Raw genomic sequence first — 25,576 nt, 5'->3', positions numbered from 1 at the left:
CCACATGATCATAGCCTTTGTTGTTTTAGCTCTCATTATTATTGCCTTGTTGGCTACGTATGCTTTTTATTTGCTTAAACAGGTTCGTCAACAAGAACAGCAAAAACAAAAGATAAAACAGCAGCAAGAAAAAATTAAAACCGAAAAGCAACAGTACATTTTAGAAAGCTTGCGGGTGATCTCTCACACAGCGCTTAATGAAGAGCTATCGGTTTCTGAAGCCGTGATTCGCTGCAAAATGCTGTTAGAAGGTTTGCAACTTAGCGAACAACAGTGGCAACCCTACACACTATTGCGCGACGTATTTGATCAAGTCGCCGAATTCGATACCCACCAAGCCCGTAAAGACCTCAGCAAACAGCAACGCCGCGAACAAGACCGCCAGCGAACCAGTATTGAAGAAAAGTACAAAGCGCCTTTAACGGCATGCTTTGAGCAACTCAAAACAATTGACGAATCTTACCTGTAAAAGCTAAACCTCGCGCGTTACCGTTCAGGTAGCGCCGTGGCCAGCTTCGACTTTTATTTTCTCAGTCATCGCCGCCGCCCCTCCATATAACACACCGTAAAACTACACAGGTTTTATTTGTATTCAATGAGACAATATAAACTCGAAAAGACAGCCACTTTCAGTAATGCTAAAGTGACGGTATTGATTGATCCCAATAAATAAATTCTTAGGAGTTATCATGGTTAGGACTGTTGCTTCTTTCATGTTTCTGGCTATATCTTCCCTCGCACTAGCTCGACCTATTACTATTGAAGGCGTATGGCAAGGTACGTTAGGTTCTAAAGATATTGTTGCATGTTTTAACGAGGTTTCTGGTTATTCATGGTCGAGTTATTACTACCTCGATTACCTGACACCTATTCAGCTCACAACCAGTGATGAAGAGCCTTATTGGAGCGAATATGAAGATACCGGCTTTTGGGAATTGGGTACGCCTAATAACGAAACGCTTTTAGGCACATGGCGCCACCCGACCACTAGTAAAACCCTTCCCATAAAACTGAACTATATAGATGGGCGCGAAGACACTGAGGCTTGCTCTCGCGACTCATTTAACCAAAGGTTAGAAACCTACCCGAAGGTTGAAATATCGGAACTCATGACCTTTTCACCAGAGCGCCAATACCGTGAATTAAGCTTTGCTGGCAGGGCGACAGTTCAGTTGACGGGGCCTGACCCTGCAATAGATAAAATCAACCAAATGTTAAAGCTCGATAAGAGCGAAGAAGTCATTCAGGATTATTTCGATCAACGAAGAGAGTTTTTAGGCCGCTTCGGTTTGCCGGTAACGGATTCCCATGATGTTGGAATAGAGTATTGGGATGAACATGTTATTTCAATTGGACATTACTTCTGGGCTGCTGGTACAGGAAGAAATGGCATGTGGAATGAAACCAAAACCTGGAGTGCAAAAACCGGAGAAGAGGTCGATCTGTGGCAATGGATCGGCAGTAACGAAGATAGCAAAAAGCTAGACCCAAAGTTGAAAGCGTATCTATTAAAAGGCTATCACGATTGCGCGCCAGATCATTATTACAGAACCAGAGATGTCTTTGAGGTTCGCTTGAATAAAGACGGCGGCTTACAGATTTATGAAGATGCCTATGGCGATGGCTGCGAACGGTTCTTCTCTGTAACATTTGAAGAATTATTGCCATTTTTAAGCCCTGAAGCTAAAGAAATCATGGGCCTAGGTTCAGATGTTAAAGGCTAATGGAAGAATATAGATAGATTAAAGGGAACTCATATGAATATAGTTCGGATAATTGTTTATGTTTTGTTGGCGACTATGGCACTGCCATGTTTTTCTAATGATAGATTTATAGGAACATTAGAAGAGTTAATCGCTCAGAATAAAAAACAGAATATGTCTCATTATGATATGGAATTAAAGCTTATAGACTTTGATTTGGACGGTGATCTCGATGTTGCAGTAACGATACTCTGTGGTGAAAGTAATTGTGTCAGCCTATATGTAAATGTTAATGGCTTATATCATGAAAAGTTTTCTCAATTTGGCTATTTGACCTCTTATAATGATTATAAAAGTGACTTGAATACTAAGCAGATCAGAGTGACTTCCCATTGTTGCGGCGAAAGCCCTTTTGATTCTTATACAACTATTGGGTTTGAGAATGACAGTCACTATTTAATCAGTGATTATGTTCTATATGATGCTAGAGATTATTATCAAGGCGACTTGTCTAATGTTCAGTTTTCGCCGACCGAATTTTTATCAGAAAGTTATCAGGTTGAAGTAACCTTTGATCAATATAATGCACGTTTTTCTTCTGATTTACGTTCTCATACAGCTTATTTCACCTGTGAAGAAGATAAAAACACTAATATTGTCGCCAAAATTAAAAGTGGAGCGATTATAGATGTGATTGCGGAATACAAAGGTGATGATCGAGAAGAAAGAACTTGGCTTTATGTAGAAATCCCACAACAGGCTATGTACGACTCTTATGAATGTTCTAATCCAATTTATTCGGATTTTGAAAATAAAAAGTTACGTGCTTGGGTAAGTGATCGTAATGTCAAAAAAATATAATAAAACTTGATTTTTAAACTTATATTAAAATTTGTAGGGTGAAATTATGAATAAAGTACTGTTCTTTTTTTTAATCACTATTGTTTTCCAAATACTGCCTGCTACTAGATTGCAAGCGACAGAATTTATCGTAGAAACAAAAGAGATAACGGAGCAAAAATTTAATGAAATGGTGACAAATCTTAAACCTTACGAACAGCCTGAGTTAGTTCGTATCACAGACGTTGATGAAGCGATAAAGGCGTTAAACGGTCGATTTATATTTAATGATGAGCGCTTTGAAATTTTGAGTACTCAAGGTGATCCGATTTACACTCATGTTTATCAAGAAGAACCCGATACATTTGTTGCTTATTACCCTGAAGATAATCTCATATATAAAAAAGACTGGATGGAAAGTGATTATGTTATCTCTACTGTTACCGGAGAGTTTCTAGGTGAGGTTCCTAGTGGGCGAAATTATTCACCAGGTTATCAATATCGAATGAGTGCCTTTTACAATGGTCAAGAAGCAGAATGGTTCATCCAAAAAAAGGTAAGTGGTCATTGGGTTAAGCTTAACGGTCACTCAGATAATTATCAGCTCCATACGGTGAGAGATTTTTATTGGGTTGATGAACATAGATTTTTTTTCTCTCAACACTATTTTGAAAAATATTACTTAGGTACCGTGACTAAGAAGTAATCTAAGGTCTTTCATATTTATGGGCTAGGCTTCAATTTCGGTTTTATTTATAGCTACTATGGCTTCTATAAAACGTTATTAAAGCCTATTCAGATTATGAATATCTTGCTTAAAAAGATAGGCCGTCAGTATAAATATAACCTTTTATCTGTTCACAGAGGGTAAAGCATGGGTTCTGCTATTAAGTTCAACTGGGTTTTACAACTAAGCGTATCTGAAGAACCTGTCGCTGGTAATTGTTATGAGTTCACAAAGGTAGGGAATAGGGTATTTCCTATAGAAACACCAATAGATCTGATTGATTTAAATCGTAACGCCATTGCAAAGATTCGTATTAAAAGTTTTCAAAACATCACAGATAAAACAATAGGTGAATATCAGGTCATTAAAGTTTACTCAGGTATTGAAAAAGAAGTACTAACCAACTATTGGATTGAGAATGAAAAATAATTTCTAGCTGTTCTCAAATTATTGATTGGCTGTTTCTGTGACGCCGTGCCTGTGTCCATACTGCATGCAAGGTACAATGCTTGATCGTGGCGAGTGTTCAATTACCTCAGGCGGACTTTATTAGCCTTTGCTTTAAGCATGATTCAGGAGTGCAACTTAATGCAGGTATCAAAGAAGGAAGGTCGAGTGCTTGAGCAGGCGATTAGCCGCTGGCGCGAGACTGATGTTATCTCGGAAGCGGAATTCGACAAGCTTAAAGCATCCTATAAAGTGACAGCTTTCGATTGGAAGCGAGTGGCTAAGTACTCATTCTGGCTAGCGATTTCCTGTATTGTTATCGCAATATCATCAGCCTTAGCAGACCAGTGGCTGATGGGGCTGCTGGTAAGTTTGTTTAATCTTTCTGATTTTATGAAATCGATGAGTCTCGCGGTTTTAGCCGTGGTTTTGTATTTTTTAGGTGTGATAAAAAAACAACGCAGCCCAGAAAAAATATTCAGTAACGAAGCGGTCTTCTTTTTGGCTGTGCTAACCACAGCAATGGCGGTTGCCTTTCTCGGCATGGCTATCGATAACGGCTCTGGACATTTTTCATTACTGTTATTACTGGCAGCGATTGTTTATGGATTGCTGGGGCTTTGGTTCCCTTCTAAATTAGTCTGGTTGTTTTCACTGCTTTCGCTAGGCGCTTGGTTTGGTGCCGAAACAGGTTATGTTTCGGGCTGGGGCGCTTATTACCTCGGTATGAACTATCCGTTACGTTTTGTTGTCTTCGGTTTGGTTTTAATTGTTCTAGGTTCATATCTGTTTCATAAGTGGCAGGCTAGAGCCGAATTCTTACCAACAACAAAAGCGGTCGGCATGCTTTATTTGTTTATATCGCTTTGGATATTGTCTCTGTTTGGTAATTACGGTGATGACTATTTCTGGATTATGGCTCAAAAATCTGAGTTGTTGTTTTGGTCAATTCTGTTTGCGTTGTCAGCAATAGTAGCGATTTTCCATGGTGTAAAATATGATGATGGCATGACCAGAGGATTTGGCCTGACCTTTATCTTTATCAATCTTTATACAAAATTCTTTGAATATTTTTGGCAAGGCACTCATAAAGCGATATTTTTTGCGATACTGGCGTTGAGCTTTTGGTATTTAGGCACCAGAGCAGAAAAGATATGGCACATGGGTTCTGTTAAGCGGTTAGTTAAAAAAAGCACTTGAGTGTAGTCGCTTACGCAAGTGCTTGATCGCGGTTGAAAAATGTTCAGCGCGAGTTTATGAAAGTGTTAGCTATGCAATATTCTCTACTGGAATATTGTCTAGCTTGTTATTTGAGATGGCTTTTCGACAATAACGGCTAATAGTATTTTCGTCGATTTTTAAATGAACCGTTTGACCGATCTGAGCGGATTTTGATTGATAAAACTTTAATCGTTCACCAGATTTTTCTACCACAATTTCGTGGCGGTCGTCTAAATAACGACAACTGATGACCTGCGCACTTATCTCGTTCTGCTGAGTTGTAATAGCGATAGCACTGCGCGGTATTAAAATCAGGTCTGAGCTGTTTTCGGCTCGCTCAGGCCATAGTGTTTTTTCTGCTAATAAGTTTCCTGCATCGAGAAATTTTGCAGCCCAAGCATCAATAGGCGTATGGAATAACTCTTCTGGCGTACCCTGTTGATGACAGCGGCCGTCTTTTAATAGCACGATTTTATCCGAAAGTAGCTGCGCTTCACGTCGGTCGTGCGTCACATTGATACAGGTTAGGCCTTGCTCGCGTGCTAGTCGGCGAATGTCATGACCAAGTTCTTCTCGCAGGTTGGCGTCGAGGTTTGAAAGCGGCTCATCAAATAAAATTAATTTTGGTCGAGCGACAAGAGCGCGTGCAATAGAGATACGCTGTTTCTGGCCTCCAGAAAGTTGAGTAGGTCGTTTGTCGGCGTGATCTTGCATGTGCACATCGGTTAACGCTTGCTTCACTCGATTTTTGATCTCCTGCTTACTGACTTTCGCCATTTGCAGAGGGAAGGCGACATTTGCAGCGACATTCATATGTGGCCATAAGCCATAGTCTTGAAAGACAAAACCAAAGTGACGCTGTTGTGGTGCTAAGTGTCGATTTTTTTTGGGGTCATCGAGTAAGCGGTGTTCGTTATAGAGCGTGCCGCTGTCGGGTTGTTCTAAGCCGGCAATAATGCGAAGCAGTGTGGTTTTACCACAACCGGATGGACCAAGTAAGGTTAGGAAACATCCCGCTTCAACATCCAGATCAATACTGTCCAAGACGGTTTTACCGGCGAAGGATTTACCAATCTGATTTAGCGTTAACGGCTTCATAGCATATTACTCCGAGTAAGCGACTGGCCGAGACGTATGATGCTGCCAGAAACTAAAATGGTCACAAGGCTCATGGCCATGCCAGCATTCACTGAGCCTTGATCAAATTGATGAAAAACATAGGTTGCGACGGTGTTTACTCCGGGCGGCGCTAACATTAAAGAGCTCACCAATTCGCGACTAGAAATAGCGAAGACAATAAAACCGGATGCGAGTGCCACCGGTGCGATCAACGGCCACAATACTCGCAGCAATACTCGCAGTTCGCTTGCGCCAAAGACATAACCTGCTTCATCAAGTGAGAGTGGTAGCTGCTTGAGTGCCGCGGTTAATGTGCGAATAGGGTAAGGCAACGTTAGAGTCATGTAGGCCAATAATAATATGGCACTGCTGTTGTATGGTGTCATTGGCCAGAAGCTTTGATTCCACGTTAGGATCAAACCAACGGCGACTGCCATTCCGGGCAAGGCGTTTGGCAGTAGCGATAAAAAATCGAGTAAGGCGAGCCCTTTTGGCTGCATGCGTACCAAGGTGAACGCAACCAGTAAGGCAATGCCAACACTGCCGAGTGCAGCACCAAATGCCAGTAATAAGGAAGTTGTTAGCGCCTGCCAAGGTTCGCTGTTCACCGCAGTGATAGCGATGAAGTGTTGTAAGCCAAGGTTGGACCAAGCTAAGCCACCGGTAAGAGTTTTTTGACTGGCGCTAATAGCAATAGTGACCACAGGTAATATCACAGCAGGGATAGCAACAAGACAAAACCAACCGTTGGCAATTATTGAACGGTAACGAGGTACTTCAATTTTGGTCGCGGTTAAAAGTGGAGTGTCGATATCCGTGGTGAAGCGTTTTGTTAACCAGCCGTGTGTTTTAAACGCAGCAAAAGCAATGCCGATGAGAATCAATGAAAGTACCGATGCACCGGGTAGATCAATAGGCCAGTCGGTAAACTTTTTATGAATCGAGGTTACGATAACCTCAAAGCCAAAACGACTGCCTAAGATTTCTGGTGTGCCAAATTCTTCGAACGTCAATACAAAGACCATCAGTCCGCTAGCAAGAAGACTGACACTGACTAACGGCAGTTGAATACGAAAAAAAATAGGCCAAGGTTGACCGCCAAATACACGAGCGACGTCGCCATAACGCTGCCCGATAATGCGTAATGATTGGCTGGCTGCAACATAGATCATCGGAAACAGATGTAACGACATAACGATGACTAAGCCAGGAAACGAATACAATAAATCATTTAGGTTAAAGCCGAAGAGTTGTTCGATAAATCCGCGCCGCTGCAATAATTGCATCCAAGACATTGCGCCGATGTAGGGTGGAATTAAAAATGGCACCAGCATTAAAGCATCCCATAAACGGCCATTGGACTCTGCCAAATGCTGGCGCTGAATGGCTAAGGGGAGGGCGATAACAACAGACAGCAGCGTGACACTGAACGATAATACAAGCGAATTGCCAATGGCACTTAATAGGTCAAGATCAGACAAGCTTGGGATAATGGCACTAAAGGGTTGTGCAAAAGACCATTCGTTAATATGTGGAAACAATGCATAAGCGACAATTGCTAATACGGGTAAGCCGACCAGCAATAACAGCAGCGCAGTAGTAAGCCAAAATAACAGTGGCCTCAACCAACGGGTTGAGGCCACGGTGGCGCCTGTGCCACCGAGTAGAGAAAATGCCATGAGAGAATTATTTCGTGATCTGGCTGAACTTTTCTTTCGTGCTCGCAGAATCATTCGCTGCGGCTGCCATATCAAACTCGATTAGCGTTAGCTCATCCCAGCCTGGGCGTTTAGCTTGAATGTCAGTACGAGCCGGTAAAATGAACTGCTCAGCAACCATTTTTTGACCTTCTTCGGAAAGTACAAAGTCAACAAATGCCTTAGCACTGTCTTGTTGCTTGCTGCTCTTTAGAATCATAATTGGCCGCGGAGCAAGTACCGTCCCTTCACTCGGGTATACCACCTCAATAGCTTCGCCTTTGTTTTTGGCGCCAAGTACGATGTAATCGACCGCGCCAAAAACGACACCTTTAGCGCCCTGTAATACTGGGTTTAAAGCTGCGCTGTTTGCTCCTGGAACGAGTAATTCATTTGCGGCTAGATCATCAAACAATTGCCAAGCAGAGTCGCTGTTTTGAGCAACTAAGCCCTGTACTAGAGTCAATGCTGAGCCAGATTTTGTTGGGTCTGGCATGGTAACTTCACCTTTGTATTCTACTTTAGCTAGATCAGCCCAATGAGCAGGTTTTGGTAAGCCTGAGTTTGGGTTGTAAGCAATAGCCAGTGCAGCGGCACCCTGAGCTACAAAGGTAGGCGTTTTTAGCGCAGCAGGAACGTTGGCTGCATTAGGTGATTGATACGGCAGTAAATCGGAATCTTCTGATAATGCTAAGGCATCGCCCCAAGACGCAGAAATAATTACATCAACATGCGGATTAGATTTTTCAGCTTGGTAACGAGCCATGATTTTTCCAGCACTGGATTGGAATAATTCGACTTTCGTGCCTGTTTTTTCTTCAAAGGCTGTGGCAAGTGCGCCAGACAGAGGTGCTGGACCTGCGCTATAAACAGTGAGTGTATCTGCGGCAATAGCGGTCGTTGCAGTAAGCAACGAACCGGCTAAAAAAGTAACCAGTTTATTCATGAGGAGTTCCTGTCATAGAGTCTATGGAGTTAAGCGAACGCTCAATCTTATTTCCGATTTATGACAGGTTCGCGACAATGGCGAGATCTAGAGCTAGAAGATTGGCTTTACTGTTGCCAGTTTCTAGCCACTTTTTATAGGTATTAAAATTGACAATCAAGATCATTAGATTGCATATTAGCAGTATTCAGTCAGTTCGGACCTATTGAAAGGCTGAAAACCGCATCTGCGGTATCTGTGACGCTATCAGCGTTAATCTATATATCTTATTTTTAAAGGAAGTAGGTATGAAGGAAGTTCTTTATCTTGACACAATGATCACCCCAAAAATTATTAATGTTATTTATTGGTTAGCATTGTTATTCGTCATCGTTGGTGGTCTATTTATGGTGTTTTTTGGCAGCTTTTGGGCAGGCCTAGGCATTATTGTTGGTGGATCAATTGGTACAAGAATCTACTGCGAAATCATGATCATCCTATTTAAGATTTATGAATCTTTAAGAGTGATTGCTGATAATTCATCAGCTAAATAAATTTTGATAGGTCACCAATAGGTGACTGTTAAAATATCCACACAGCGGCGAGTCTAAACTATTAGGCTCGCCGTTTATCGTTTTGGTATTCAACCTGCATTATCTATCTACTTATTTTCACGAGCCTAAAACATGAGCCAAGAGCAAGCCAATAACCCACTGCATGGTTTAACGTTAGAAAAAATACTGGTGCGTTTGCAAGCGCACTTTGGTTGGCAGGGTCTATACGATCGAGTTTCGGTAAATTGCTTTGCTAATGAGCCTTCAATTAAGTCGTCGCTAAAGTTTTTGCGTAAAACCCAATGGGCCCGAGATAAGCTTGAGGCACTGTACATAGAAACCTTTAGCTAATAAAGGTCGATATTGGTGACATTTGTCTTTAGCAACTTGGCTTAAGTTCGTATAGGCTAAGGGCTACAGCTTCTATTTTTGGATCGTTATGGTTGCCCACCTTATCCCGCTTGCAGCACTGCTGATTTCTGATGCCTTGGTTCTATTAGGGCATGGTTTACTGCTCACCCTATTGCCGGTCTCGGCGAGTCTATTAGGTTTTAGTGATTTCCAAATTGGCCTGACAGGCTCGAGCTATTTTGTCGGCTTTGTGGCGGGTTGCTTTGCTACGCCGATTATTTTGAAGCGGGTTGGTCATATTCGTACCTTTGCCGTGCTCTCGGCTTTGTATGTTGTGTTGATTCTGTTTTTTGCCTGGAGCCAGAGTTTTGTTGGTTGGATGTTGTTGCGCTTTTTAATAGGTAGCGCGATCTCTGGTATTTATATGATTATTGAGAGCTGGCTAAACGAGCGAGCAGACGCGAACAGCCGCGGTTCGATTTTGTCGTTTTACGCCATGATGAATCTTGCCATGATCACGCTGGCGCAACAGCTTTTAAACATCAGCGGCACCACTAGCACTATGCTGTTTTCTATTGCCGCGATATTTTTGGCGCTGTCTATTATTCCGGTATCTTTAACGCTGACTCTCGCACCGGCTCCGGTTCATAAAATACACGTCGATTTCCCCAAAGTTTGGCGGCATTCGCACATCGGTATTTTAGGTTCGGTATTTACTGGATTAATTACTGGCTCGTTTTGGTCGCTGGCACCTATTTACGCTAAAGACAGCGGGCTAAGTACTTTTCAGATTGCCAACTTTATGTCGGCGGTGGTGCTCGGCGGTGCGGTTTTTCAGATTCCCCTGGGACGCTTTTCGGATAAATTCGACCGACGCATAATTTTAACCTTCATCGCGTTGGCTGGCGCTGTTGTCTCAGTCTTAACCTTTGTTTTTTCGTTCCAGAGTTATTATGCCGGAATCACTTCGACGCTGTTGGCTTTCTTTTGGGGTGGTGTCGGCATGACCATGTACGCCATCTGTTTAGCGCACGCTAACGACAATGCAGACAGTGCCGACTTTGTCGATATCGGCAGTGCCATGTTGATTACCTATGGTGTCAGTTCGGCAATCGGTGGGCCACTCGCATCTGGTTTTATGTCGTTGTTTGGTCATGCTTCGTTGTATCTGTTTATGGCGGTGAGCTTTATCGCCTTTTGTGGCGTATTGATTTTACGGCGTAAATCTCATGTGTTGCCGGTTACAACCGAAGACAACGAGGACTTTCAGGTGGTTGCTGGCATGACCACACCAGAAGCCTTCAACTTAGATCCGCGTTCTGAAGAGCAGGATGACGTTGTCATGGATGAGTTTGAGGCCGCCGAACAAGAAGTGATGAACGGCGGGCCTGTAGACCTTAAAGAAGATTAAGCTAAAGCTAAAGAAGGTTAAACTAAAGAGGTTTAAACCGCTTCGTGTTTTATCTGCGCTTTAATTTTTACGATAAGCTGAGTTACGGTATCGCACATCAATAAAGCATCGCTGCGTGGGTCTTCAGAATCCTGTGCTTTTTCGATTAGCGTATCTTGGTATTTGATGCGCTTAATTTGGAATTTTTCATTTAATACAAACTGGCATTGCTCTTCAAAGTTTAATGCCATTTGGCAGATGCGCATGCCTGCTTCGAGTGAAAGGTTTATCTCGGGTGCGTTTAAATCGAGATTTTTATAACGCGCTTTTACTGTTGGGTCTTGCAGTAATGTTAATTCTAAGTCGGCCTCTAAACTGAAGTCTTCTGGACGAGACTCTGGCTCAACATACCACTGAGTTAATAAGTCTGCACCTGAGGCGTTTGAGCCGAGTGGAACAATACTGAGCGAACCAATCGCTTCACGTAATGCCGAGGTGAATTCGTCAGCGGTTTTTTCACTGGCGGCGTTGACGACCATTAGGCCGTTGTTGCTGTCTATCCATGCGCTGACGGTTTTGGTTTTGTGGAATGCTTTAGGCAGCAGTTCGGCGCGAATCGCTTCTTTGATTTCTTCACGTTCTTTTTTAGTCGGTCTGCGGCCTTCGTCGAGCTCTATTTGATCGAGCTTTTCATTTAGGTGATCGTTGACGACACTGGCGGGCAGTATTTTTTCTTGAATTTGTGCGCTAATAAAGAGTTTGCCAGCGATGCTTTCTACATAGAGTTCGCTGTCTTTAAAGCAAGGCACAAATCCAAAACTCGACTCTTGCAAAGCAGTTAACGGGTGAAAGGCGTTTTGACTAAGCTGAGTTTCTATGTGCCCTTCGCTGTGCGTGAAGGCGTCGTTAAAGGTGTATACTTGGATGTTTTTAAACCACATAGAAAAGCCGCTCGTTCGCTTGAATTTGAGCGCGGCATTGTACCCTAACAAAGAAATATTGCATGGCTAAGTTCGATTTTATCCGCTTAAAAACAGATTTTTTACCACGCTGTGGCCCAGTTCAAATTGCGCTGTTGCTGCTTTCGGCGTTGAGCTTTATTGCCAGCTTTTCGGCTGTCGTGCAGTGGGGCTTTTATCATGCTGAGTTGACCGCGGCAGGGCAATGGTGGCGGCCTTTTACAGCCTGGTTCACGCAGCGTGATGGCCTGCATTGGTTGATCAATCAATGGGGCGTCTTGGTAATGCTGTTGCTTTTGCCTGCTCGTTTAACGCGCCTACAAAGTTTGGGCTTTGTTGTGGTTTGGTTGTATAGCAGCCTGTGTTTGTTGCATTCAAGTTATCAGGCTTACGTTGGTTTATCAGGTGTGCTCTATGGTTGGCTGGTGCTTTCTGCTTACTATTCGCCTTATTACTCGCGTTTTGTGAAGGCGGTGTTTGTCGCTATCCTGTTGGTTAAAGTATTGCTCGAAAATCAGTTTATTTTCGGTCTTTCTTGGCAAAGCCAGACGGTCACTCAGTTGCTGCAAGGGCCAGTTGCCTATCGCTCTCACTGGTGGGGTATCAGTTCTGGCTTGGTCTATTTATTTCTGCTCGCGCTGTTGCATTGGTTTACAGGCCGTTCTCGGCGAGCACCTCTTTAAAGGCTCGGGCACCATTACTGAGTGTGCGCTGTTTGTGCTCTATCAGCCCGAGATTACGGCTTAATTCAACACCGTCGACATCCAATTGTTGCAGCTCAGCAGCAATCATCTTTTTAGGTAACAAACTCCAGCCCAGTCCGTTGCTGACCAATGCATGAATCGTTTCTAAGTAGTTCACATGGATAACGCGCTTGAGCGGAATGTGGTGGCGGTTGAATGTCTGCTCGATAATTTGGTAAGTGGTGGTGCCAGGCTCCGGCAAGATGGCGTTGCTGTAGGTGAGCTCATTCAGTCGGATGCGTTTTTTTTGCGCCAATGGGTCATCATGTGCAGCCACAAAAATAAGCTCGTCTTTCCAAAAGGTTTGCGCGACAAGGTCTTTGGGTAATGGCGAAGGGATGGTCGTTAGCACTAGTTCAATATCGCGGTTGAGTAGGCTGCTGATCGCCTGTTCCGATTCCATAAAACGCAAGTCCAGCTTTGCTAGCGGATTGTCCTGAGAAAACTGACGCAACAGAGGCCCTAAGTAATGCAAACCAATGTGGTGACTGCTGGCAAGGCTCAGTGAGCGTACGCCCGTTTCGCTTAGTTGGCTGACTGAGCTTTGCAGTTCTCGCATGTCGTTAAGCAGCTGTTGAGCTTTGCCCATTAATAGATGCCCAGCCTCGGTAAGTGTTACTTCACGGCCAATGCGGTCGAATAGGGAGGCGTTGAGCTGGCTTTCTAAATTGGCAATGCGCTTGGAAACCGCAGGCTGAGTGAGGTAGAGCTTCTGCCCGGCGGCGCTGAATGAGCCTAATTCGGCCACGGCAAGAAAGGTTTCTAGGCTGGGTAAATCCATTGGTATTCCTATTTGGAATGGAAATCATAAAAATAATAAATTTGTATTATCTTACAGTCTAATTAGAATAGGCACCATTAAAAAAATACGATTAAAACCAGCAGGAAGAGGCCTAGGCTCATGGCGAAAACGCTTTACGACAAATTATGGGACATGCACGTTGTTTCCGAGCGAGACGACGGTACTGCCTTGATCTACATTGACCGACAAATTTTGCACGAAGTAACTTCACCACAAGCGTTTGAAGGACTGCGTATTGCAAGCCGTAAGCCTTGGCGTTTAGATACCAATATCGCCACACCAGACCACAACGTGCCAACCACGGCAAAAGAGCGTGAGTCTGGCATTGATGGCATCGCCGATGAAACCTCCCGCATCCAAGTAAAAACCTTGGACGACAACTGTAACGACTTTGGGGTGCGTGAATTCGATATGAATTCGATCAACCAAGGTATTGTTCATGTCATGGGCCCAGAGCAGGGCGCGACCTTGCCGGGCATGACCATTGTGTGTGGCGACTCCCATACTTCAACGCACGGCGCGATGGGCTCGTTGGCGTTTGGTATCGGCACTTCCGAAGTTGAGCATGTATTGGCTACGCAGTGTTTGATTCAACGAAAAATGAAAAACATGCGTATTCGTGTTGAAGGTGAGTTGCGCCCAGGTGTTACAGCAAAAGACATCGTGCTTTACATCATCGGTCAAATCGGTACTGCCGGTGGTAACGGCTGCGCCTTAGAATTTGCTGGCTCTGCGATTCAATCGCTTAGCATGGAAGGCCGCTTAACTATTTGTAATATGTCGATCGAAGCGGGCGCACGTGTTGGTCTTGTTGCGGTTGATGACACCACCATTAATTACTTTAAAGGCCGTCCATTTGCGCCGAAAGGTGAGCAGTTTGAGTTAGCCGCAGAAGCTTGGCGTGATTTAGTCAGCGATGAAGGTGCCGTGTTCGATAAAGATATTCTGTTGGATGCACAAGATATTTACCCGCAAGTAACGTGGGGAACCTCGCCAGAAATGGTCACGGACATTAACGGTGAAGCGCCTAACCCAGCCGATTTCGATGACGAAGTGAAGAAGTCGGGTGTTGAGCGTGCGTTGAAGTACATGGGCTTGCAGCCAAATCAAAAAATTCGCGATATCAAGTTAGACCGTGTCTTTATCGGCTCTTGTACTAACTCTCGTATTGAAGACATGCGCGCTGCGGCGGCCGTTGCCAAAGGCAAAAAGGTGGCTGGCTCGTTGATCGAAGCGTTGGTTGTACCCGGCAGTGGCTTGGTAAAAAAACAAGCCGAAGAAGAAGGCTTGGATAAAATCTTTAAAGAAGCGGGTTTCCAATGGCGAGAGCCGGGTTGTTCTATGTGCTTGGCAATGAATGCCGACAAGTTAGGCGAGGGTGAGCACTGTGCGTCTACCTCGAACCGTAACTTTGAAGGTCGCCAAGGTTTTGGTGGCCGTACTCATTTGGTCAGCCCTGCGATGGCAGCCGCCGCGGCAATTGCTGGCCATTTTGTTGATATTACAGAACAAGGAGCCTAATGATGAAAGCATTGACGACCGTAACTGGCATTGTTGCGCCACTAGACCGCTCCAATATCGATACTGACATGATTATTCCAAAGCAGTTTTTAAAGTCGATTAAACGCAGCGGCTTTGGCCCAAACCTGTTCGACGAATTGCGCTATTTAGATGAAGGTCGGCCGAATATGGATAACAGCACTCGGCCGCTTAATCCTGATTTTGTGCTTAATCAGCCGCGCTATCAGGGTGCAAGTATCTTAATGAGCCGAGAAAATTTCGGCTGTGGTTCTAGCCGTGAGCATGCGCCGTGGGCGTTAGAAGACTTCGGTTTTCGAGTGATTTTAGCCAGCAGCTTTGCCGATATTTTCTATAACAACTGCTTTAAAAATGGTGTTTTGCCAATTGTTGTCGATGAGCAAGTCTTGGATGGCTGGTTTAAAACCGTTGACGCTAACGAAGGCTATCAACTCACCGTTGACCTAGAAAGCCAAACCATTACCGATGCAGAAGGTAAGCAGGTGAGCTTTGAAGTCGATGCTTTCCGCAAACATTGCTTACTTAATGGTTTGGACGATATCGGCCTTACCTTGCAAGAAGCCGATAAAATTAAACAGTATGAACAGCAACGCGCACAGCAGCACCCGTGGGTGTTTGGCCAAATTAAATAAGGGGTTTATTGAGTGTCTTCTAACGTAGCGTCTCGTCAAGTATTGGTATTGCCAGGTGATGGTATTGGTCCGGAAATTGTGGCACAAGCAGAGCGTGTCTTGGCTCGCGTGAACGATAAGTTCGCATTGGGCATCAATATTGAAAAGGGTTTAGTGGGCGGTGCAGCAATTGATGCGCACGGATCACCACTACCAGAAATCACATTAGAGAAAGCCAAAGCTTGCGACGCTGTGCTGTTGGGTGCTGTTGGCGGCCCTAAATGGGATTCGGTTGATATGAGCATTCGGCCCGAAAAAGGTCTACTGGGTTTGCGTTCGAACCTCAACCTGTTTGGTAATTTGCGTCCGGCTATTCTTTATCCGCAATTGGCCGATGCCAGCTCACTGAAGCCAGAGTTGGTTGCTGGTTTGGATCTCTTGATTGTGCGTGAACTGACAGGCGGCATTTATTTTGGTCAGCCACGTGGCATTCGTGAATTAGAAAATGGCGAGCGCGAAGGTTTTAACACCTACAAATATTCTGAATCTGAAGTGCGTCGTATTGGTCGTCAAGCATTTGAAGCGGCGCAAAAGCGCGGCGGCAAGCTTTGCTCGGTCGATAAGGCTAACGTGCTTGAAGCTACCGTATTGTGGCGCGAAGTTATGGATGAATTAGCAAAAGACTACCCAGATGTTGAGCTAACACACATGTACGTCGATAACGCGGCCATGCAGTTGGTACGAGCACCGAAGCAGTTTGACGTTATGGTAACTGGCAATATGTTTGGCGACATTTTATCCGATTGTGCCGCTATGTTGACGGGTTCTATCGGTATGTTGCCTTCGGCCTCGTTGGATGAAAATGGCAAAGGTATGTACGAGCCCATTCATGGCAGTGCGCCAGATATTGCAGGTCAAGGTATTGCTAACCCGTTGGCGACTATCTTATCGGTCGCGATGATGTTGCGTTATTCGTTTGATGAAGCCGATGCCGCGCAAGCGATTGAAGATGCCGTTGGCGTGACTCTCGATCAGGGTTTCCGTACTGCGGATATTCAGTCCGAAGGTATGAATTTAGTCTCGACCGAGCAGATGGGCGACGCTGTACTAGCAGCTTTAGCCTAGTCGATCGCTAATTTAGGTTGATCGCTAACGTTGATTGGCCACTAAAAAGAATTAAAGAGGAATAACGAACATGAGTTTAAAAGTAGGCATCGTTGGTTGGCGCGGTATGGTCGGCTCGGTATTAATGCAGCGGCTAAAAGAAGAAGGCGATTTTAATAACATTGAACCGATCTTCTTTACCACCAGTCAAAAAGGACAGCCAGCTCCCGATGTTGGTCAAGGCGCAGCAACGCTAGAAGATGCCAGCAGTATTGAAGCACTGGCTGCTTGCGATGTGGTGTTAACCTGCCAAGGCGGGGACTATACCGCAGAGGTTTATCAGCCATTGCGTGATTCTGGTTGGAACGGTTACTGGATCGATGCCGCTTCTTCTTTGCGAATGGCAGAAGATTCGGTCATCGTGCTTGACCCTGTTAACCGCAAAATGATCGACCAAGCATTGGAGTCAGGTGTTAAAACCTTTGTTGGTGGTAACTGTACGGTTAGTTTGATGTTGCTAGGTTTGCACGGCCTGTTTGCAGAAGATTTGGTCGAGTGGGCATCGCCGATGACTTACCAAGCTGCATCTGGTGCTGGTGCGCGCAATATGCGTGAGCTTATTTCGCAAATGGGCGCTATTCATAATACTTCGGCTGCGCTATTAAATGATCCGGCCAGTGCTATTTTGGAGTTGGATAAAAAAGTCGCTGACTTTATTCGTTCAGAAGACTACCCGTGCGATCAATTCGGTGTGCCACTGGCGGGTAGTTTGATTCCTTGGATCGACAAGCCAATGGCTTCAGGCCAAAGCAAAGAAGAATGGAAAGCTCAGGTAGAGGCCAATAAAATATTAGGCAGCTCAAATCAGCCAGTACCGATCGACGGTTTATGTGTTCGTATTGGCGCAATGCGCAGTCACTCACAAGCCATTACGTTGAAGCTGAAAAAAGACGTGTCAGTGGAATCCTTGGGTGAAATTATCAGTGGTGCAAACGATTGGGTGCGTTATGTACCTAACGATCGTGAACTATCGATGCGTGAGCTAACGCCTGCTGCCGTAACCGGCACCATGAATGTGCCTGTTGGTCGTGTGCGTAAACTGGCAATGGGGCCTGAGTACATCAGCGCCTTTACCGTTGGCGACCAGCTATTGTGGGGTGCAGCAGAGCCGTTGCGCCGCATGCTCGCGATACTTAAAAACGATCTGTAAGCTTTTTAGTGGCACTCATAAACGCCTCAACTAATCTGATTAGTTGGGGCGTTTTTCGTTGCCTTGCCGAAAAAAATAGCCTTCAGTTCGATAAATTGCCGCTAATAAGACTGGAATTTTTTTGAAAGTGCGAACTATAACAGGCACTGTGTTGCTAAAAGCCCTTTAATAAATAATACTTAGCGATAGTTTTAAATGTTCTTTCTATTATATTTTCACCAGTGTAAGACCTTAGAGCGCCGCATTAAGTAATTTGTTTTTGGTTTGGTGTACTTCGGTTTTTTTATGAAAGGCCCTCTTGGGTTGTTTTTGGATACAGCTCGGAGGAAAGGAAAAAGAAATGGTAAAAAAACAAACGTTACTGATACTTGCCACCTTTCTGGTATTTAGCAGTTCTGCATTCGGTCTTGGATTGGGCAATATCACTGTCGACTCCAACCTAAATCAACCGTTACAGGCAGAGATTCAGTTAACGCAGCTGCAGGGTTTGGAAGAGCAAGACATCCTGCCAACGTTGGCCTCAATTGATGATTTCCGCCGAGCCGGCATCGAGCGTAATTTTTTCCTTTCTAATATCCAATTTGTCACTCAACAAAAAACCAATGGCGACATCGTTATTGCGGTTTCTACTCGCCAAGTGGTACGCGAACCTTTCTTGAATTTTTTAGTCGAGGTCAATTGGCCCGGCGGACGGCTGTTTAAAGAATACACCATCCTTTTAGATCCTCCGGTATTCGACGACGGCTTATCGTTAGACTCATTGATTGTTGAGCCAGCTGTGACTCAGCCATTGGTTGCAGAACCGAGCGTGCAGCCAACACCAAATGTTGCTCCGGTTGCGACTGCCGAGCCGGAATCGGTTACGGAATCTACGCCTGCTCCAGCGCCACAGCCGATTCAAGCGCCAGCCATTGCCAGCCCATACAATGTTGTACGCGGAGATACTCTCTGGGAAATCGCATTGCAGATGCCAGAGCATGATGACTATTCGGTACAGCAAATCATGTTGGCGATTCAGGATTTAAACCCGAATGCCTTTATCGATGAAAACATCAACTTGGTACGAGCCGGTAGCCGCCTAGTACTGCCAACCGAAGCGCAAATAGCTGTGCGCAGCTTCCAGCAGGCTGTTGCCGAAGTACGAGCGCAGAACTTGGCCGCGGACCTTCGCCGTGAAGCCCGTAATAGTGAACTGCAATTGTCTGCTACCGACACCACTGCATCGGCCTTGCCTAACTCTGAAGCAGAGCGTAATCCAGATGGTTATTTAGAGCTATCGGCGCAAGATGGCAGCCAGACAACGTCGGCCTCAGGCGATATCGCCGTCGAAGTCGATCGATTACAAAATCAGCTTAACGCCGCCGAAGAACTGAACGATCAGTACCAAAATGAGCGCAGCCAGTTAGAGACTCAAGTTTCTGACTTGCAAGAGCAGATCGCTATCATGGAGCGACTGCTAGAGATCCAAAATAACGATCTGGCGGAAGTGCAGCAGACATTAGGCCAAACCGATAGCGGCCTAGATGACGACCTTGTTTCAACTGAGAAGCCTGCCTTCTTTAGCATGCAGAACCCAGCGGTTCAGTACCTGCTAGAAAAATATCAGCAAGCCAAGCCCTATATTGATCAACTGGTCGAGTGGGTGATGGCGAGTACTCGCAATATGGCGATCGCGGCAGCGGCTGTCTTATTGTTGTTGCTACTGCCGTTTTTGGCTTTGGCGCGTCGTGGTAACAAACGCGATGAGATGTTGGACGACGAACTCGACGGTATTGATCTGGCCGCCGATGACGAGCATGACTATAACTACCGTTCGTTAGACGATGATCAGGATGAAGATGACGATGTTGCTGAAACGCCAGTCGCACAGCCTGAGCCAGAGCAGCTTGACCCAATCTCTGAAGCCGATATGTACATGGCGTATCAGAAATACGATCAGGCTGAGACCAAGCTGTTGGAAGCTCGTAAGCAGTTTCCTAACCGTACGGCAATTGGCCTTAAGCTGTTAGATTTATATGTCGAAACTGGCGATCTAGATGCTTTTGATGATCTAGCCTCAGAGCTTAAATTGTCGGTTGCACAGCATCAGGCTGTTGCTGAGTTACGCAATAAACTGACAACGCCAGCACAGGTTGATCACCCTGAGTTGGAAGAAGATTTAGACGATCTGGATGAATTAGATGAGCTAGACGACTTTGATGCTGAGTTAGAAGAGCTTGAAGAACCGGATGATCTAGACTTTTCACTGAATTCCTATTCCTTGCCAGACGACGATAGCGATATTGATATCGACGACAGTGAGCTTGAAGATTTAGACTTTAGCTTGGATCTAAACGAACTCGATATCGATGAAGATCCGGTACTGAATTTAGACCTAGATGAAGATCTTGATGACGATGATCTAGTTACGCCGACCATTGGTGATGACGACAGCGCTACCTTGCCATTCGATGAAGATGAACTGGACTTGGAAGCTCTTGAGCCAGAAGCTGAATTGGAAATTGAAGCAGAGCCAGAAGTTCAACCAGAACCGACTCCAGAGCCTGAATTAGAAGCAGAGCCAGAAGTTCAACCAGAGCCGACTCCAGAACCTGAATTAGAAGCAGAGCCAGAACTAGAGGTTCAAGCAGAATCAGAGCCTGAGCCGGAAGCGCCGAGTGATTCAGAAGATGATGATGCAGAGTTATTTTTCGGTTCCGATAATACTGCAGAAGCAGAGCCTGAAGTTGAACCCGAAATCGAACCAGAAATCGAATCTGAGCCTGAAGTTGAAGCCGAAGCTGAGGTTGAACCAGAGCCAGAAGCCGAACCTGAGGTTGAACCAGAGCCAGAGCCTGAGGTTGAACCAGAACCAGAGCCTGAGGTTGAACCAGAACCAGAAGTTGAAGCAGAGCCTGAAGTTGAATCTGAACCTGAGGTTGAACCAGAATTAGAGTCTGAACCTGAAACCGAGCCAGAATTTGCTCAAGGTCTGGATGCCTATATTGAAGACCTAGAAGGTCAGGGCGATGATTTTGGCAGCGAGTCAGACCTCGATGATGAAGACTTTAACTTCTTATCGGGCAGCGATGAAGCCAGTACCAAACTGGATCTAGCTCGCGCTTACATGGAAATGGAAGACTTAGAAGGCGCTCGCGATATCCTCAACGAAGTATTAGGCGAGGGTAATGAAGATCAGCAAGCACAGGCGCAAGCGTTGATCGACCAAATGCAATAGCAAGCTCTCAGCTTGCAAGTTATTTTTAAAAGTCGCGCCGAGCGGCTTTTTTATTTCCTCACAGAAAGAATCTTATTGGTATGTGTGAAGTATTTGAATTTGAACGACCAACCGATCGTTTTCGTATAGCCATGGCGATTGAATATCGCGGCACTCGTTATCGTGGTTGGCAAGTGCAACGCAGCGGTGTGCCCACTGTCCAGCAAGCGTTGGAATCGGCAATTTCATCGGTTGCTAATGAACCAGTTGCCAGCATTGTTGCTGGCCGTACCGATGCTGGCGTGCACGCCACCAACCAAATAGTGCATTTCGATACTCAAAGTGAACGCAGCGAATATGGTTGGCAAATGGGCATTAATGGTCGGTTGCCGGATGATATTAGTGTGCGCTGGGTGAAACAGGTCGATACTGAATTTCATGCGCGCTTTTCTGCCAAAGAGCGCTGTTACCGTTTTGTGATTTATAACAACTGGGTGAAGTCGGCATTGTTGAATGAGCTAACGACGTGGGAACGCTACCCGCTGGATGCCGAAAAAATGCAACAGGCTGCGAACTTATTGCTTGGCCAGCACGACTTTAGTTCCTTTCGTGCTGCCGAATGCCAAGCCCACTCACCGGTACGAACATTAAAAGAGCTATCGATTGAGCGCGTTGGTGAGTTTGTTATTTTACAGGTGAGAGCCGATGGCTTTTTGCATCATATGGTGCGTAACCTAGTTGGTGTCCTGCTGCCCATTGGTCGAGGCCGAAAACCTATCGAATGGGCGCAGCAGGTACTGGCTTATCAGGATCGAAAAAAAGGTGGTGTCACGGCTCATGGTGATGGCCTATATTTTGTGCGGGCCGACTATGAACGTAATGATCTACCAAAGTTAGACGCAGGCCCTAGTTTTATTGAACCACTCATAGCAAACTTAGCGCCCAGTTTTCGTCCCGTGTAAACAAAGCAAGAAGGCAACTAATTCGTGACAGCAATGAGAACCCGAATAAAGATGTGCGGCATGACTCGATCAGAAGATGTCGAAGCTGCCTGCCAAGCGGGTGCCGACGCCATCGGTATGATTTTTTATCCGCCTAGCGGCCGTTATATTGAGGTTTCGCAAGCCGAGAAGCTAGCGCAGCATGTCAGTCTTGCTGTCGATAAGGTAGCGCTGTTCGTTAATCCAGAGGTCAACTTTGTGAATGACGTGGTTGCTGCGACTGGTGCGGATATTTTGCAGTTTCATGGTGATGAGTCAGCAGAGTTTTGTCAGCAGTTTGGCCGTCGTTATATCAAGGCGCTGCGAGTCAAATCCGCCGCCGAAGTAGCCGAAAAAATAGCCGAGCATCACCAAGCGGATGCTATTATGTTAGATGCTTATGTAAAGGGTGTTCCTGGTGGAACCGGCCAGCAGTTTGATTGGTCTATGACACCAGAGTCGATTCGGCATAAATTATTTTTAGCCGGAGGCCTTAATGCTGACAATGTTGGCACTGCGATACAGGCTCTGAGGCCTTATGCAGTCGACGTTGCTGGTGGTATTGAGCAGGCGCCAGGCATCAAAGATATCGATAAAATTTTTGCTTTTGCCGAAGCTGTTCGGCAGGCAGATGCGCTATTCATTGAAAATTCTTCATAAGTGTCTCTTATCATGCTTGATAAACGATGGCATGAAATAAGTAATAATAGCGACATCAATTATATTAACTCATTAATGGGGGCTCTATGAGCAGCTGGCTGGAGAAAATCGTACCTTCGATTATTCGTTCTGATTCGGAGCGTCGTTCTAATGTTCCTGAAGGCTTGTGGAAAAAGTGTCCAAAGTGTTCAGCGGTTCTGTACCGACCAGAATTAGAAAAGAATCTCGATGTTTGTCCAAAATGTGATCACCACATGCGTATTGGTGCTCGTCGCCGTTTGGATATGTTTTTAGACACCGACGGCCGAGTCGAAATTGCCGCGGATGTAAAACCTGAAGATAAACTGCGCTTTAAAGACAGCAAACGCTATAAAGACCGCTTAACTGCTGCGCAAAAACAGACCGGCGAAAACGATGCCTTAGTTGCCATGCAAGGCACCGTTGAAGGCTTGCCGGTTGTTGTTGCCGCGTTCGACTTTGCCTTTATGGGCGGTTCTATGGGCTCGGTTGTTGGTGAAAAATTTGTACAGGCCGCCAGTGTTGCGCAAGAGAAAAACATTCCGTTTATCTGCTTTGCAACTTCCGGTGGTGCTCGTATGCAGGAAGCCTTGTTCTCGCTTATGCAGATGGCGAAAACCAGCGCTATCTTAGAGCGACTCAAACAGCAGGGTACGCCTTACGTTTCGGTAATGATTGATCCATGCTTTGGTGGTGTTTCGGCATCGTTGGCGCTGTTAGGTGACATTAATGTTGCCGAACCTAATGCCTTGATCGGCTTTGCCGGTCCGCGTGTTATTGAGCAAACCGTTCGCGAAAAACTTCCAGAAGGCTTTCAACGCAGTGAGTTCTTGTTAGAAAAGGGTGCTATCGATATGATTGTCAGCCGAAGTGAACTGAGAACAACGCTTTCTCGCGTGTTGAAAAAATTTGTTAATGTGCCCGCCTAACAACGCAACCCTAAATGAATGGCTCGGTTATATCGAAGCCATTCACCCTACAGAAATTGATATGGGCTTAGACCGACTAAAAACGGTCTTAGCTCAGCTTTTACCCGAACCAACCAATGCCTTTGTGTTTACTGTTGCCGGTACTAACGGTAAAGGCACCACCGTTGCTGCGCTTAATGCGTTGGCTCTTGGTGCGGGCCAAACAGTTGGCCAGTACAGTTCACCACATCTATTGCGTTTTAATGAGCGCATCCGCATCAACAATGTGCCTGCAACAGATGAACAGTTGGTTGAAGCCTTTGCCGCTGTTGAGCAAGCTCGTCAAGCGACTCAAATGTCACTGTCGTATTTTGAATTCACCACGCTCGCGGCGTTCTATTTATTCCAGCAGCTAGAGTTATCTGTTTGGGTATTAGAGATTGGCTTGGGTGGCCGATTGGATGCGGTCAATATTATCGAGCCAGATATCAGTGTTGTGACCACCATCGGCTTAGATCACGAGGCGTTTTTAGGATCGGATATCAACCAAATTGGCATCGAGAAGGCGAGTATTTGTCGCGCCGATAAGCCTTTGGTGCTGGGTTCAGAAAATATGCCAGACAGCGTACAGCAAACCGCTCGCAAGGTTGGCGCTCATCTGTATCCATTTAATCAGCAGCATGGAATAAAGACCGACAGCCTCTATTGGCAGGATGGAATATGTTCGCGTTCAGCGCTGAATATTCCAGCAGCCAATGCTGCCAGTGCGCTGCAAGCCTTTGCCTTAAGCCCGTTTGCTTTGAATGCAGAACAAGCACAGGACATTATTGCTCAAGTGCAGGTTGCAGGCCGTTTGCAGCAGGCGTTATACCATGATCATGCGTTGATTATGGATGTTGGTCATAATCCGCATGCCGCTGGCTATATTGCCACGGCATTAGCTGCGCAGCGTTATCATATTGTATTGGGCATGCTGAAAGACAAAGACAGCCGAGGCTTTGCTAATGCCTTAGCGCCGATTGCTGGCAGTTATCACTGTATCGGTTTGGATGTGCCGCGCGGCTTTAGTGCCGAGCAGCTGGCGCAAAGCCTTGAGCAGAAAAGCCAAGTGCACCATTCTTTAGCTGAAGCGTTGGCGGCTATTCATCAGCAATATCCGGATGAACCGATCTTTATCGGTGGCTCTTTTTATACCGTCGCCCAAGCGCTGACGTTGTTGGAGGGTTGATGCTATGGATGCAAAATTATCACAGCGTCTAGTCGGTTTAGCGATTCTGTTGCTGTCTGTGCTGATTTTAGCGCCAATGATTTTTGATGCTGAAGGGCGTGTACCGGAAGGGGCGTCGCAGCCGAAAGATACCGCTATTGAATTACCGGTCTCTTCGCTGCTAGCAACTCAGGAGCAAAACCAAGCTGAGCAGCAGTCTGAACCAGTAGCTCAGCCTGAAGCCTCTGTCAGTGCGGTGGTTTCGACCGCTCAGTCGGTCGTGCAGAGCGGCTCGGCACAGGCTCAATTGAATACCGCTAATGACAGCTCGACTACCGTTGATGGGTTGTGGAGCGTGCAAGTCGCCAGTTTTAGAGATCGAAGCAAAGCCTCGGCATTGCAACAGACTTTGCAGCAGGCTGGCTTAAATGCCTATTTCCGTGAAAAGCTGCTTTCCGATGAGAGTCTTTTTACCCAGGTATTTGTTGGCCCAGTCGATAGCAAAGCGGCGGCTGAACAGTTGAAAGAGCAAATTAAAACTCAATTCAAACAGCAGGGTTTGGTGGTTCGCTACCGGCAGGATTAGCGGTGTGCTTTTTCAGCTAAGTAAAGAACAGCCGATTCTAGCGTTCACAAACGGTTGAATCCTGTTAAAATGCGCGCGT

Annotated in this window: 25 protein-coding genes; 20 read left to right on the top strand and 5 right to left on the bottom strand. The window is 45.6% G+C overall.

The features are described 5' to 3' along the window. Positions 1 to 4: 4 nt before the first annotated feature. The 6 genes from FME95_RS03940 (at position 5) to FME95_RS03915 (ending at position 4,917) form a co-directional block, all read left to right on the top strand. Positions 5 to 469 carry a DUF2489 domain-containing protein gene (locus tag FME95_RS03940; protein WP_147713119.1) on the top strand — a complete coding sequence of 155 codons (465 nt, stop codon included), beginning with the start codon at positions 5 to 7 and terminating at the stop codon, positions 467 to 469. 220 nt (positions 470 to 689) lie between these two features. Then, complete coding sequence (locus tag FME95_RS03935) at positions 690 to 1,724, top strand: hypothetical protein (RefSeq protein ID WP_147713118.1); 1,035 nt, start codon at positions 690 to 692, stop codon at positions 1,722 to 1,724. 33 nt (positions 1,725 to 1,757) lie between these two features. Continuing rightward, on the top strand, positions 1,758 to 2,564 hold the full coding sequence (locus tag FME95_RS03930; RefSeq protein ID WP_147713117.1) for a hypothetical protein: 807 nt from the start codon (positions 1,758 to 1,760) through the stop codon (positions 2,562 to 2,564). Between the two features lie 46 nt (positions 2,565 to 2,610). Beyond that, positions 2,611 to 3,249 carry a hypothetical protein gene (locus tag FME95_RS03925; RefSeq protein WP_147713116.1) on the top strand — a complete coding sequence of 213 codons (639 nt, stop codon included), beginning with the start codon at positions 2,611 to 2,613 and terminating at the stop codon, positions 3,247 to 3,249. A gap of 168 nt (positions 3,250 to 3,417) precedes the next feature. Further along, a complete protein-coding gene (locus tag FME95_RS03920) occupies positions 3,418 to 3,699 on the top strand; it encodes a DUF2584 family protein (protein WP_147713115.1) in 282 nt (93 codons plus the stop codon). A gap of 159 nt (positions 3,700 to 3,858) precedes the next feature. Beyond that, positions 3,859 to 4,917 (top strand): DUF2157 domain-containing protein, encoded by a 1,059-nt coding sequence (locus tag FME95_RS03915; protein WP_147713114.1) that lies wholly within the window; start codon positions 3,859 to 3,861, stop codon positions 4,915 to 4,917. Between the two features lie 69 nt (positions 4,918 to 4,986). Here FME95_RS03915 and FME95_RS03910 read toward each other — a convergent pair whose 3' ends face one another. The 3 genes from FME95_RS03910 to FME95_RS03900 are packed head-to-tail and all read right to left on the bottom strand — an operon-like array spanning position 4,987 to position 8,700. Then, complete coding sequence (locus FME95_RS03910; RefSeq protein ID WP_147713113.1) at positions 4,987 to 6,036, bottom strand: ABC transporter ATP-binding protein; 1,050 nt, start codon at positions 6,034 to 6,036, stop codon at positions 4,987 to 4,989. Next, positions 6,033 to 7,736, bottom strand: a complete 1,704-nt coding sequence (locus FME95_RS03905) for an ABC transporter permease (protein ID WP_187265432.1) — start codon at positions 7,734 to 7,736, stop codon at positions 6,033 to 6,035. Before FME95_RS03905 ends, FME95_RS03910 begins: the two co-directional genes overlap by 4 nt. A gap of 7 nt (positions 7,737 to 7,743) precedes the next feature. Further along, a complete protein-coding gene (locus FME95_RS03900) occupies positions 7,744 to 8,700 on the bottom strand; it encodes an ABC transporter substrate-binding protein (protein WP_147713111.1) in 957 nt (318 codons plus the stop codon). Between the two features lie 287 nt (positions 8,701 to 8,987). Between FME95_RS03900 and FME95_RS03895 the strand changes: the two genes are divergently transcribed. The 3 genes from FME95_RS03895 to FME95_RS03885 all read left to right on the top strand — a co-directional run bounded on the left by FME95_RS03895 (position 8,988) and on the right by FME95_RS03885 (position 10,995). Beyond that, on the top strand, positions 8,988 to 9,233 hold the full coding sequence (locus FME95_RS03895; RefSeq protein ID WP_147713110.1) for a DUF4282 domain-containing protein: 246 nt from the start codon (positions 8,988 to 8,990) through the stop codon (positions 9,231 to 9,233). A 132-nt stretch (positions 9,234 to 9,365) separates the two neighbouring features. Continuing rightward, positions 9,366 to 9,584 (top strand): VF530 family protein, encoded by a 219-nt coding sequence (locus FME95_RS03890; protein ID WP_147713109.1) that lies wholly within the window; start codon positions 9,366 to 9,368, stop codon positions 9,582 to 9,584. A gap of 88 nt (positions 9,585 to 9,672) precedes the next feature. Continuing rightward, entirely contained in the window at positions 9,673 to 10,995 is a 1,323-nt protein-coding gene (locus tag FME95_RS03885) for an MFS transporter (protein ID WP_147713108.1), read from the top strand. A gap of 32 nt (positions 10,996 to 11,027) precedes the next feature. On the opposite strand, the gene FME95_RS03880 is transcribed toward FME95_RS03885, so the two are convergent. Next, on the bottom strand, positions 11,028 to 11,915 hold the full coding sequence (locus FME95_RS03880) for a recombination-associated protein RdgC (protein WP_147713107.1): 888 nt from the start codon (positions 11,913 to 11,915) through the stop codon (positions 11,028 to 11,030). Positions 11,916 to 11,977: 62 nt separating this feature from the next. Between FME95_RS03880 and FME95_RS03875 the strand changes: the two genes are divergently transcribed. After that, a complete protein-coding gene (locus FME95_RS03875) occupies positions 11,978 to 12,616 on the top strand; it encodes a rhomboid family intramembrane serine protease (RefSeq protein WP_147713106.1) in 639 nt (212 codons plus the stop codon). Here FME95_RS03875 and FME95_RS03870 read toward each other — a convergent pair. Further along, on the bottom strand, positions 12,585 to 13,457 hold the full coding sequence (locus FME95_RS03870; protein ID WP_147713105.1) for a LysR family transcriptional regulator: 873 nt from the start codon (positions 13,455 to 13,457) through the stop codon (positions 12,585 to 12,587). The genes FME95_RS03875 and FME95_RS03870 overlap by 32 nt on opposite strands. Positions 13,458 to 13,577: 120 nt before the next feature. Here FME95_RS03870 and leuC point away from each other — a divergent pair, with 120 nt between their 5' ends. From leuC to FME95_RS03820, 10 genes are all read left to right on the top strand, one after another. After that, positions 13,578 to 14,999 (top strand): 3-isopropylmalate dehydratase large subunit, encoded by a 1,422-nt coding sequence (leuC, locus tag FME95_RS03865; protein ID WP_147713104.1) that lies wholly within the window; start codon positions 13,578 to 13,580, stop codon positions 14,997 to 14,999. 2 nt (positions 15,000 to 15,001) lie between these two features. Then, positions 15,002 to 15,649 carry a 3-isopropylmalate dehydratase small subunit gene (leuD, locus tag FME95_RS03860; RefSeq protein ID WP_147713103.1) on the top strand — a complete coding sequence of 216 codons (648 nt, stop codon included), beginning with the start codon at positions 15,002 to 15,004 and terminating at the stop codon, positions 15,647 to 15,649. A 12-nt stretch (positions 15,650 to 15,661) separates the two neighbouring features. Continuing rightward, positions 15,662 to 16,753: a 3-isopropylmalate dehydrogenase gene (gene leuB, locus FME95_RS03855; protein ID WP_147713102.1), complete on the top strand. Its 1,092-nt coding sequence runs from the start codon at positions 15,662 to 15,664 to the stop codon at positions 16,751 to 16,753. 70 nt (positions 16,754 to 16,823) lie between these two features. Next, positions 16,824 to 17,942, top strand: coding sequence for an aspartate-semialdehyde dehydrogenase (gene asd / locus FME95_RS03850; RefSeq protein ID WP_147713101.1), 1,119 nt, complete (start codon positions 16,824 to 16,826; stop codon positions 17,940 to 17,942). 340 nt (positions 17,943 to 18,282) lie between these two features. Continuing rightward, positions 18,283 to 21,159: a motility hub landmark protein FimV gene (locus FME95_RS03845; RefSeq protein ID WP_147713100.1), complete on the top strand. Its 2,877-nt coding sequence runs from the start codon at positions 18,283 to 18,285 to the stop codon at positions 21,157 to 21,159. Between the two features lie 80 nt (positions 21,160 to 21,239). Continuing rightward, positions 21,240 to 22,100, top strand: a complete 861-nt coding sequence (truA, locus tag FME95_RS03840; protein WP_147713099.1) for a tRNA pseudouridine(38-40) synthase TruA — start codon at positions 21,240 to 21,242, stop codon at positions 22,098 to 22,100. Positions 22,101 to 22,133: 33 nt separating this feature from the next. Further along, positions 22,134 to 22,778, top strand: a complete 645-nt coding sequence (locus FME95_RS03835) for a phosphoribosylanthranilate isomerase (RefSeq protein WP_147714350.1) — start codon at positions 22,134 to 22,136, stop codon at positions 22,776 to 22,778. An 86-nt stretch (positions 22,779 to 22,864) separates the two neighbouring features. Then, the gene (gene accD / locus FME95_RS03830; RefSeq protein WP_147713098.1) at positions 22,865 to 23,725 is read left to right on the top strand and encodes an acetyl-CoA carboxylase, carboxyltransferase subunit beta; all 861 of its coding nucleotides are present in this window, start codon (positions 22,865 to 22,867) and stop codon (positions 23,723 to 23,725) included. Beyond that, a complete protein-coding gene (locus FME95_RS03825) occupies positions 23,712 to 24,932 on the top strand; it encodes a bifunctional folylpolyglutamate synthase/dihydrofolate synthase (protein ID WP_147713097.1) in 1,221 nt (406 codons plus the stop codon). The genes accD and FME95_RS03825 overlap by 14 nt, the downstream gene beginning before the upstream one ends. Before the next feature lie 4 nt (positions 24,933 to 24,936). Beyond that, positions 24,937 to 25,497, top strand: coding sequence for an SPOR domain-containing protein (locus FME95_RS03820; RefSeq protein ID WP_147713096.1), 561 nt, complete (start codon positions 24,937 to 24,939; stop codon positions 25,495 to 25,497). The last annotated feature ends 79 nt before the right edge of the window (positions 25,498 to 25,576 follow it).

Source organism: Reinekea thalattae (assembly GCF_008041945.1).
Lineage (GTDB): Bacteria > Pseudomonadota > Gammaproteobacteria > Pseudomonadales > Natronospirillaceae > Reinekea > Reinekea thalattae.
This window is presented reverse-complemented; position numbering and strand designations above follow the sequence as displayed.

Bases quoted from the DNA above. Each gene is read 5' to 3' on its own strand.
- FME95_RS03940 (WP_147713119.1), top strand. From the start codon at position 5: ATGATCATAGCCTTTGTTGTTTTAGCTCTCATTATTATTGCCTTGTTG.
- FME95_RS03935 (WP_147713118.1), top strand. From the start codon at position 690: ATGGTTAGGACTGTTGCTTCTTTCATGTTTCTGGCTATATCTTCCCTC.
- FME95_RS03930 (WP_147713117.1), top strand. From the start codon at position 1,758: ATGAATATAGTTCGGATAATTGTTTATGTTTTGTTGGCGACTATGGCA.
- FME95_RS03925 (WP_147713116.1), top strand. From the start codon at position 2,611: ATGAATAAAGTACTGTTCTTTTTTTTAATCACTATTGTTTTCCAAATA.
- FME95_RS03920 (WP_147713115.1), top strand. From the start codon at position 3,418: ATGGGTTCTGCTATTAAGTTCAACTGGGTTTTACAACTAAGCGTATCT.
- FME95_RS03915 (WP_147713114.1), top strand. From the start codon at position 3,859: ATGCAGGTATCAAAGAAGGAAGGTCGAGTGCTTGAGCAGGCGATTAGC.
- FME95_RS03910 (WP_147713113.1), bottom strand. From the start codon at position 6,036: ATGAAGCCGTTAACGCTAAATCAGATTGGTAAATCCTTCGCCGGTAAA.
- FME95_RS03905 (WP_187265432.1), bottom strand. From the start codon at position 7,736: ATGGCATTTTCTCTACTCGGTGGCACAGGCGCCACCGTGGCCTCAACC.
- FME95_RS03900 (WP_147713111.1), bottom strand. From the start codon at position 8,700: ATGAATAAACTGGTTACTTTTTTAGCCGGTTCGTTGCTTACTGCAACG.
- FME95_RS03895 (WP_147713110.1), top strand. From the start codon at position 8,988: ATGAAGGAAGTTCTTTATCTTGACACAATGATCACCCCAAAAATTATT.
- FME95_RS03890 (WP_147713109.1), top strand. From the start codon at position 9,366: ATGAGCCAAGAGCAAGCCAATAACCCACTGCATGGTTTAACGTTAGAA.
- FME95_RS03885 (WP_147713108.1), top strand. From the start codon at position 9,673: ATGGTTGCCCACCTTATCCCGCTTGCAGCACTGCTGATTTCTGATGCC.
- FME95_RS03880 (WP_147713107.1), bottom strand. From the start codon at position 11,915: ATGTGGTTTAAAAACATCCAAGTATACACCTTTAACGACGCCTTCACG.
- FME95_RS03875 (WP_147713106.1), top strand. From the start codon at position 11,978: ATGGCTAAGTTCGATTTTATCCGCTTAAAAACAGATTTTTTACCACGC.
- FME95_RS03870 (WP_147713105.1), bottom strand. From the start codon at position 13,457: ATGGATTTACCCAGCCTAGAAACCTTTCTTGCCGTGGCCGAATTAGGC.
- leuC (WP_147713104.1), top strand. From the start codon at position 13,578: ATGGCGAAAACGCTTTACGACAAATTATGGGACATGCACGTTGTTTCC.
- leuD (WP_147713103.1), top strand. From the start codon at position 15,002: ATGAAAGCATTGACGACCGTAACTGGCATTGTTGCGCCACTAGACCGC.
- asd (WP_147713101.1), top strand. From the start codon at position 16,824: ATGAGTTTAAAAGTAGGCATCGTTGGTTGGCGCGGTATGGTCGGCTCG.
- FME95_RS03845 (WP_147713100.1), top strand. From the start codon at position 18,283: ATGGTAAAAAAACAAACGTTACTGATACTTGCCACCTTTCTGGTATTT.
- truA (WP_147713099.1), top strand. From the start codon at position 21,240: ATGTGTGAAGTATTTGAATTTGAACGACCAACCGATCGTTTTCGTATA.
- FME95_RS03835 (WP_147714350.1), top strand. From the start codon at position 22,134: ATGAGAACCCGAATAAAGATGTGCGGCATGACTCGATCAGAAGATGTC.
- accD (WP_147713098.1), top strand. From the start codon at position 22,865: ATGAGCAGCTGGCTGGAGAAAATCGTACCTTCGATTATTCGTTCTGAT.
- FME95_RS03825 (WP_147713097.1), top strand. From the start codon at position 23,712: ATGTGCCCGCCTAACAACGCAACCCTAAATGAATGGCTCGGTTATATC.
- FME95_RS03820 (WP_147713096.1), top strand. From the start codon at position 24,937: ATGGATGCAAAATTATCACAGCGTCTAGTCGGTTTAGCGATTCTGTTG.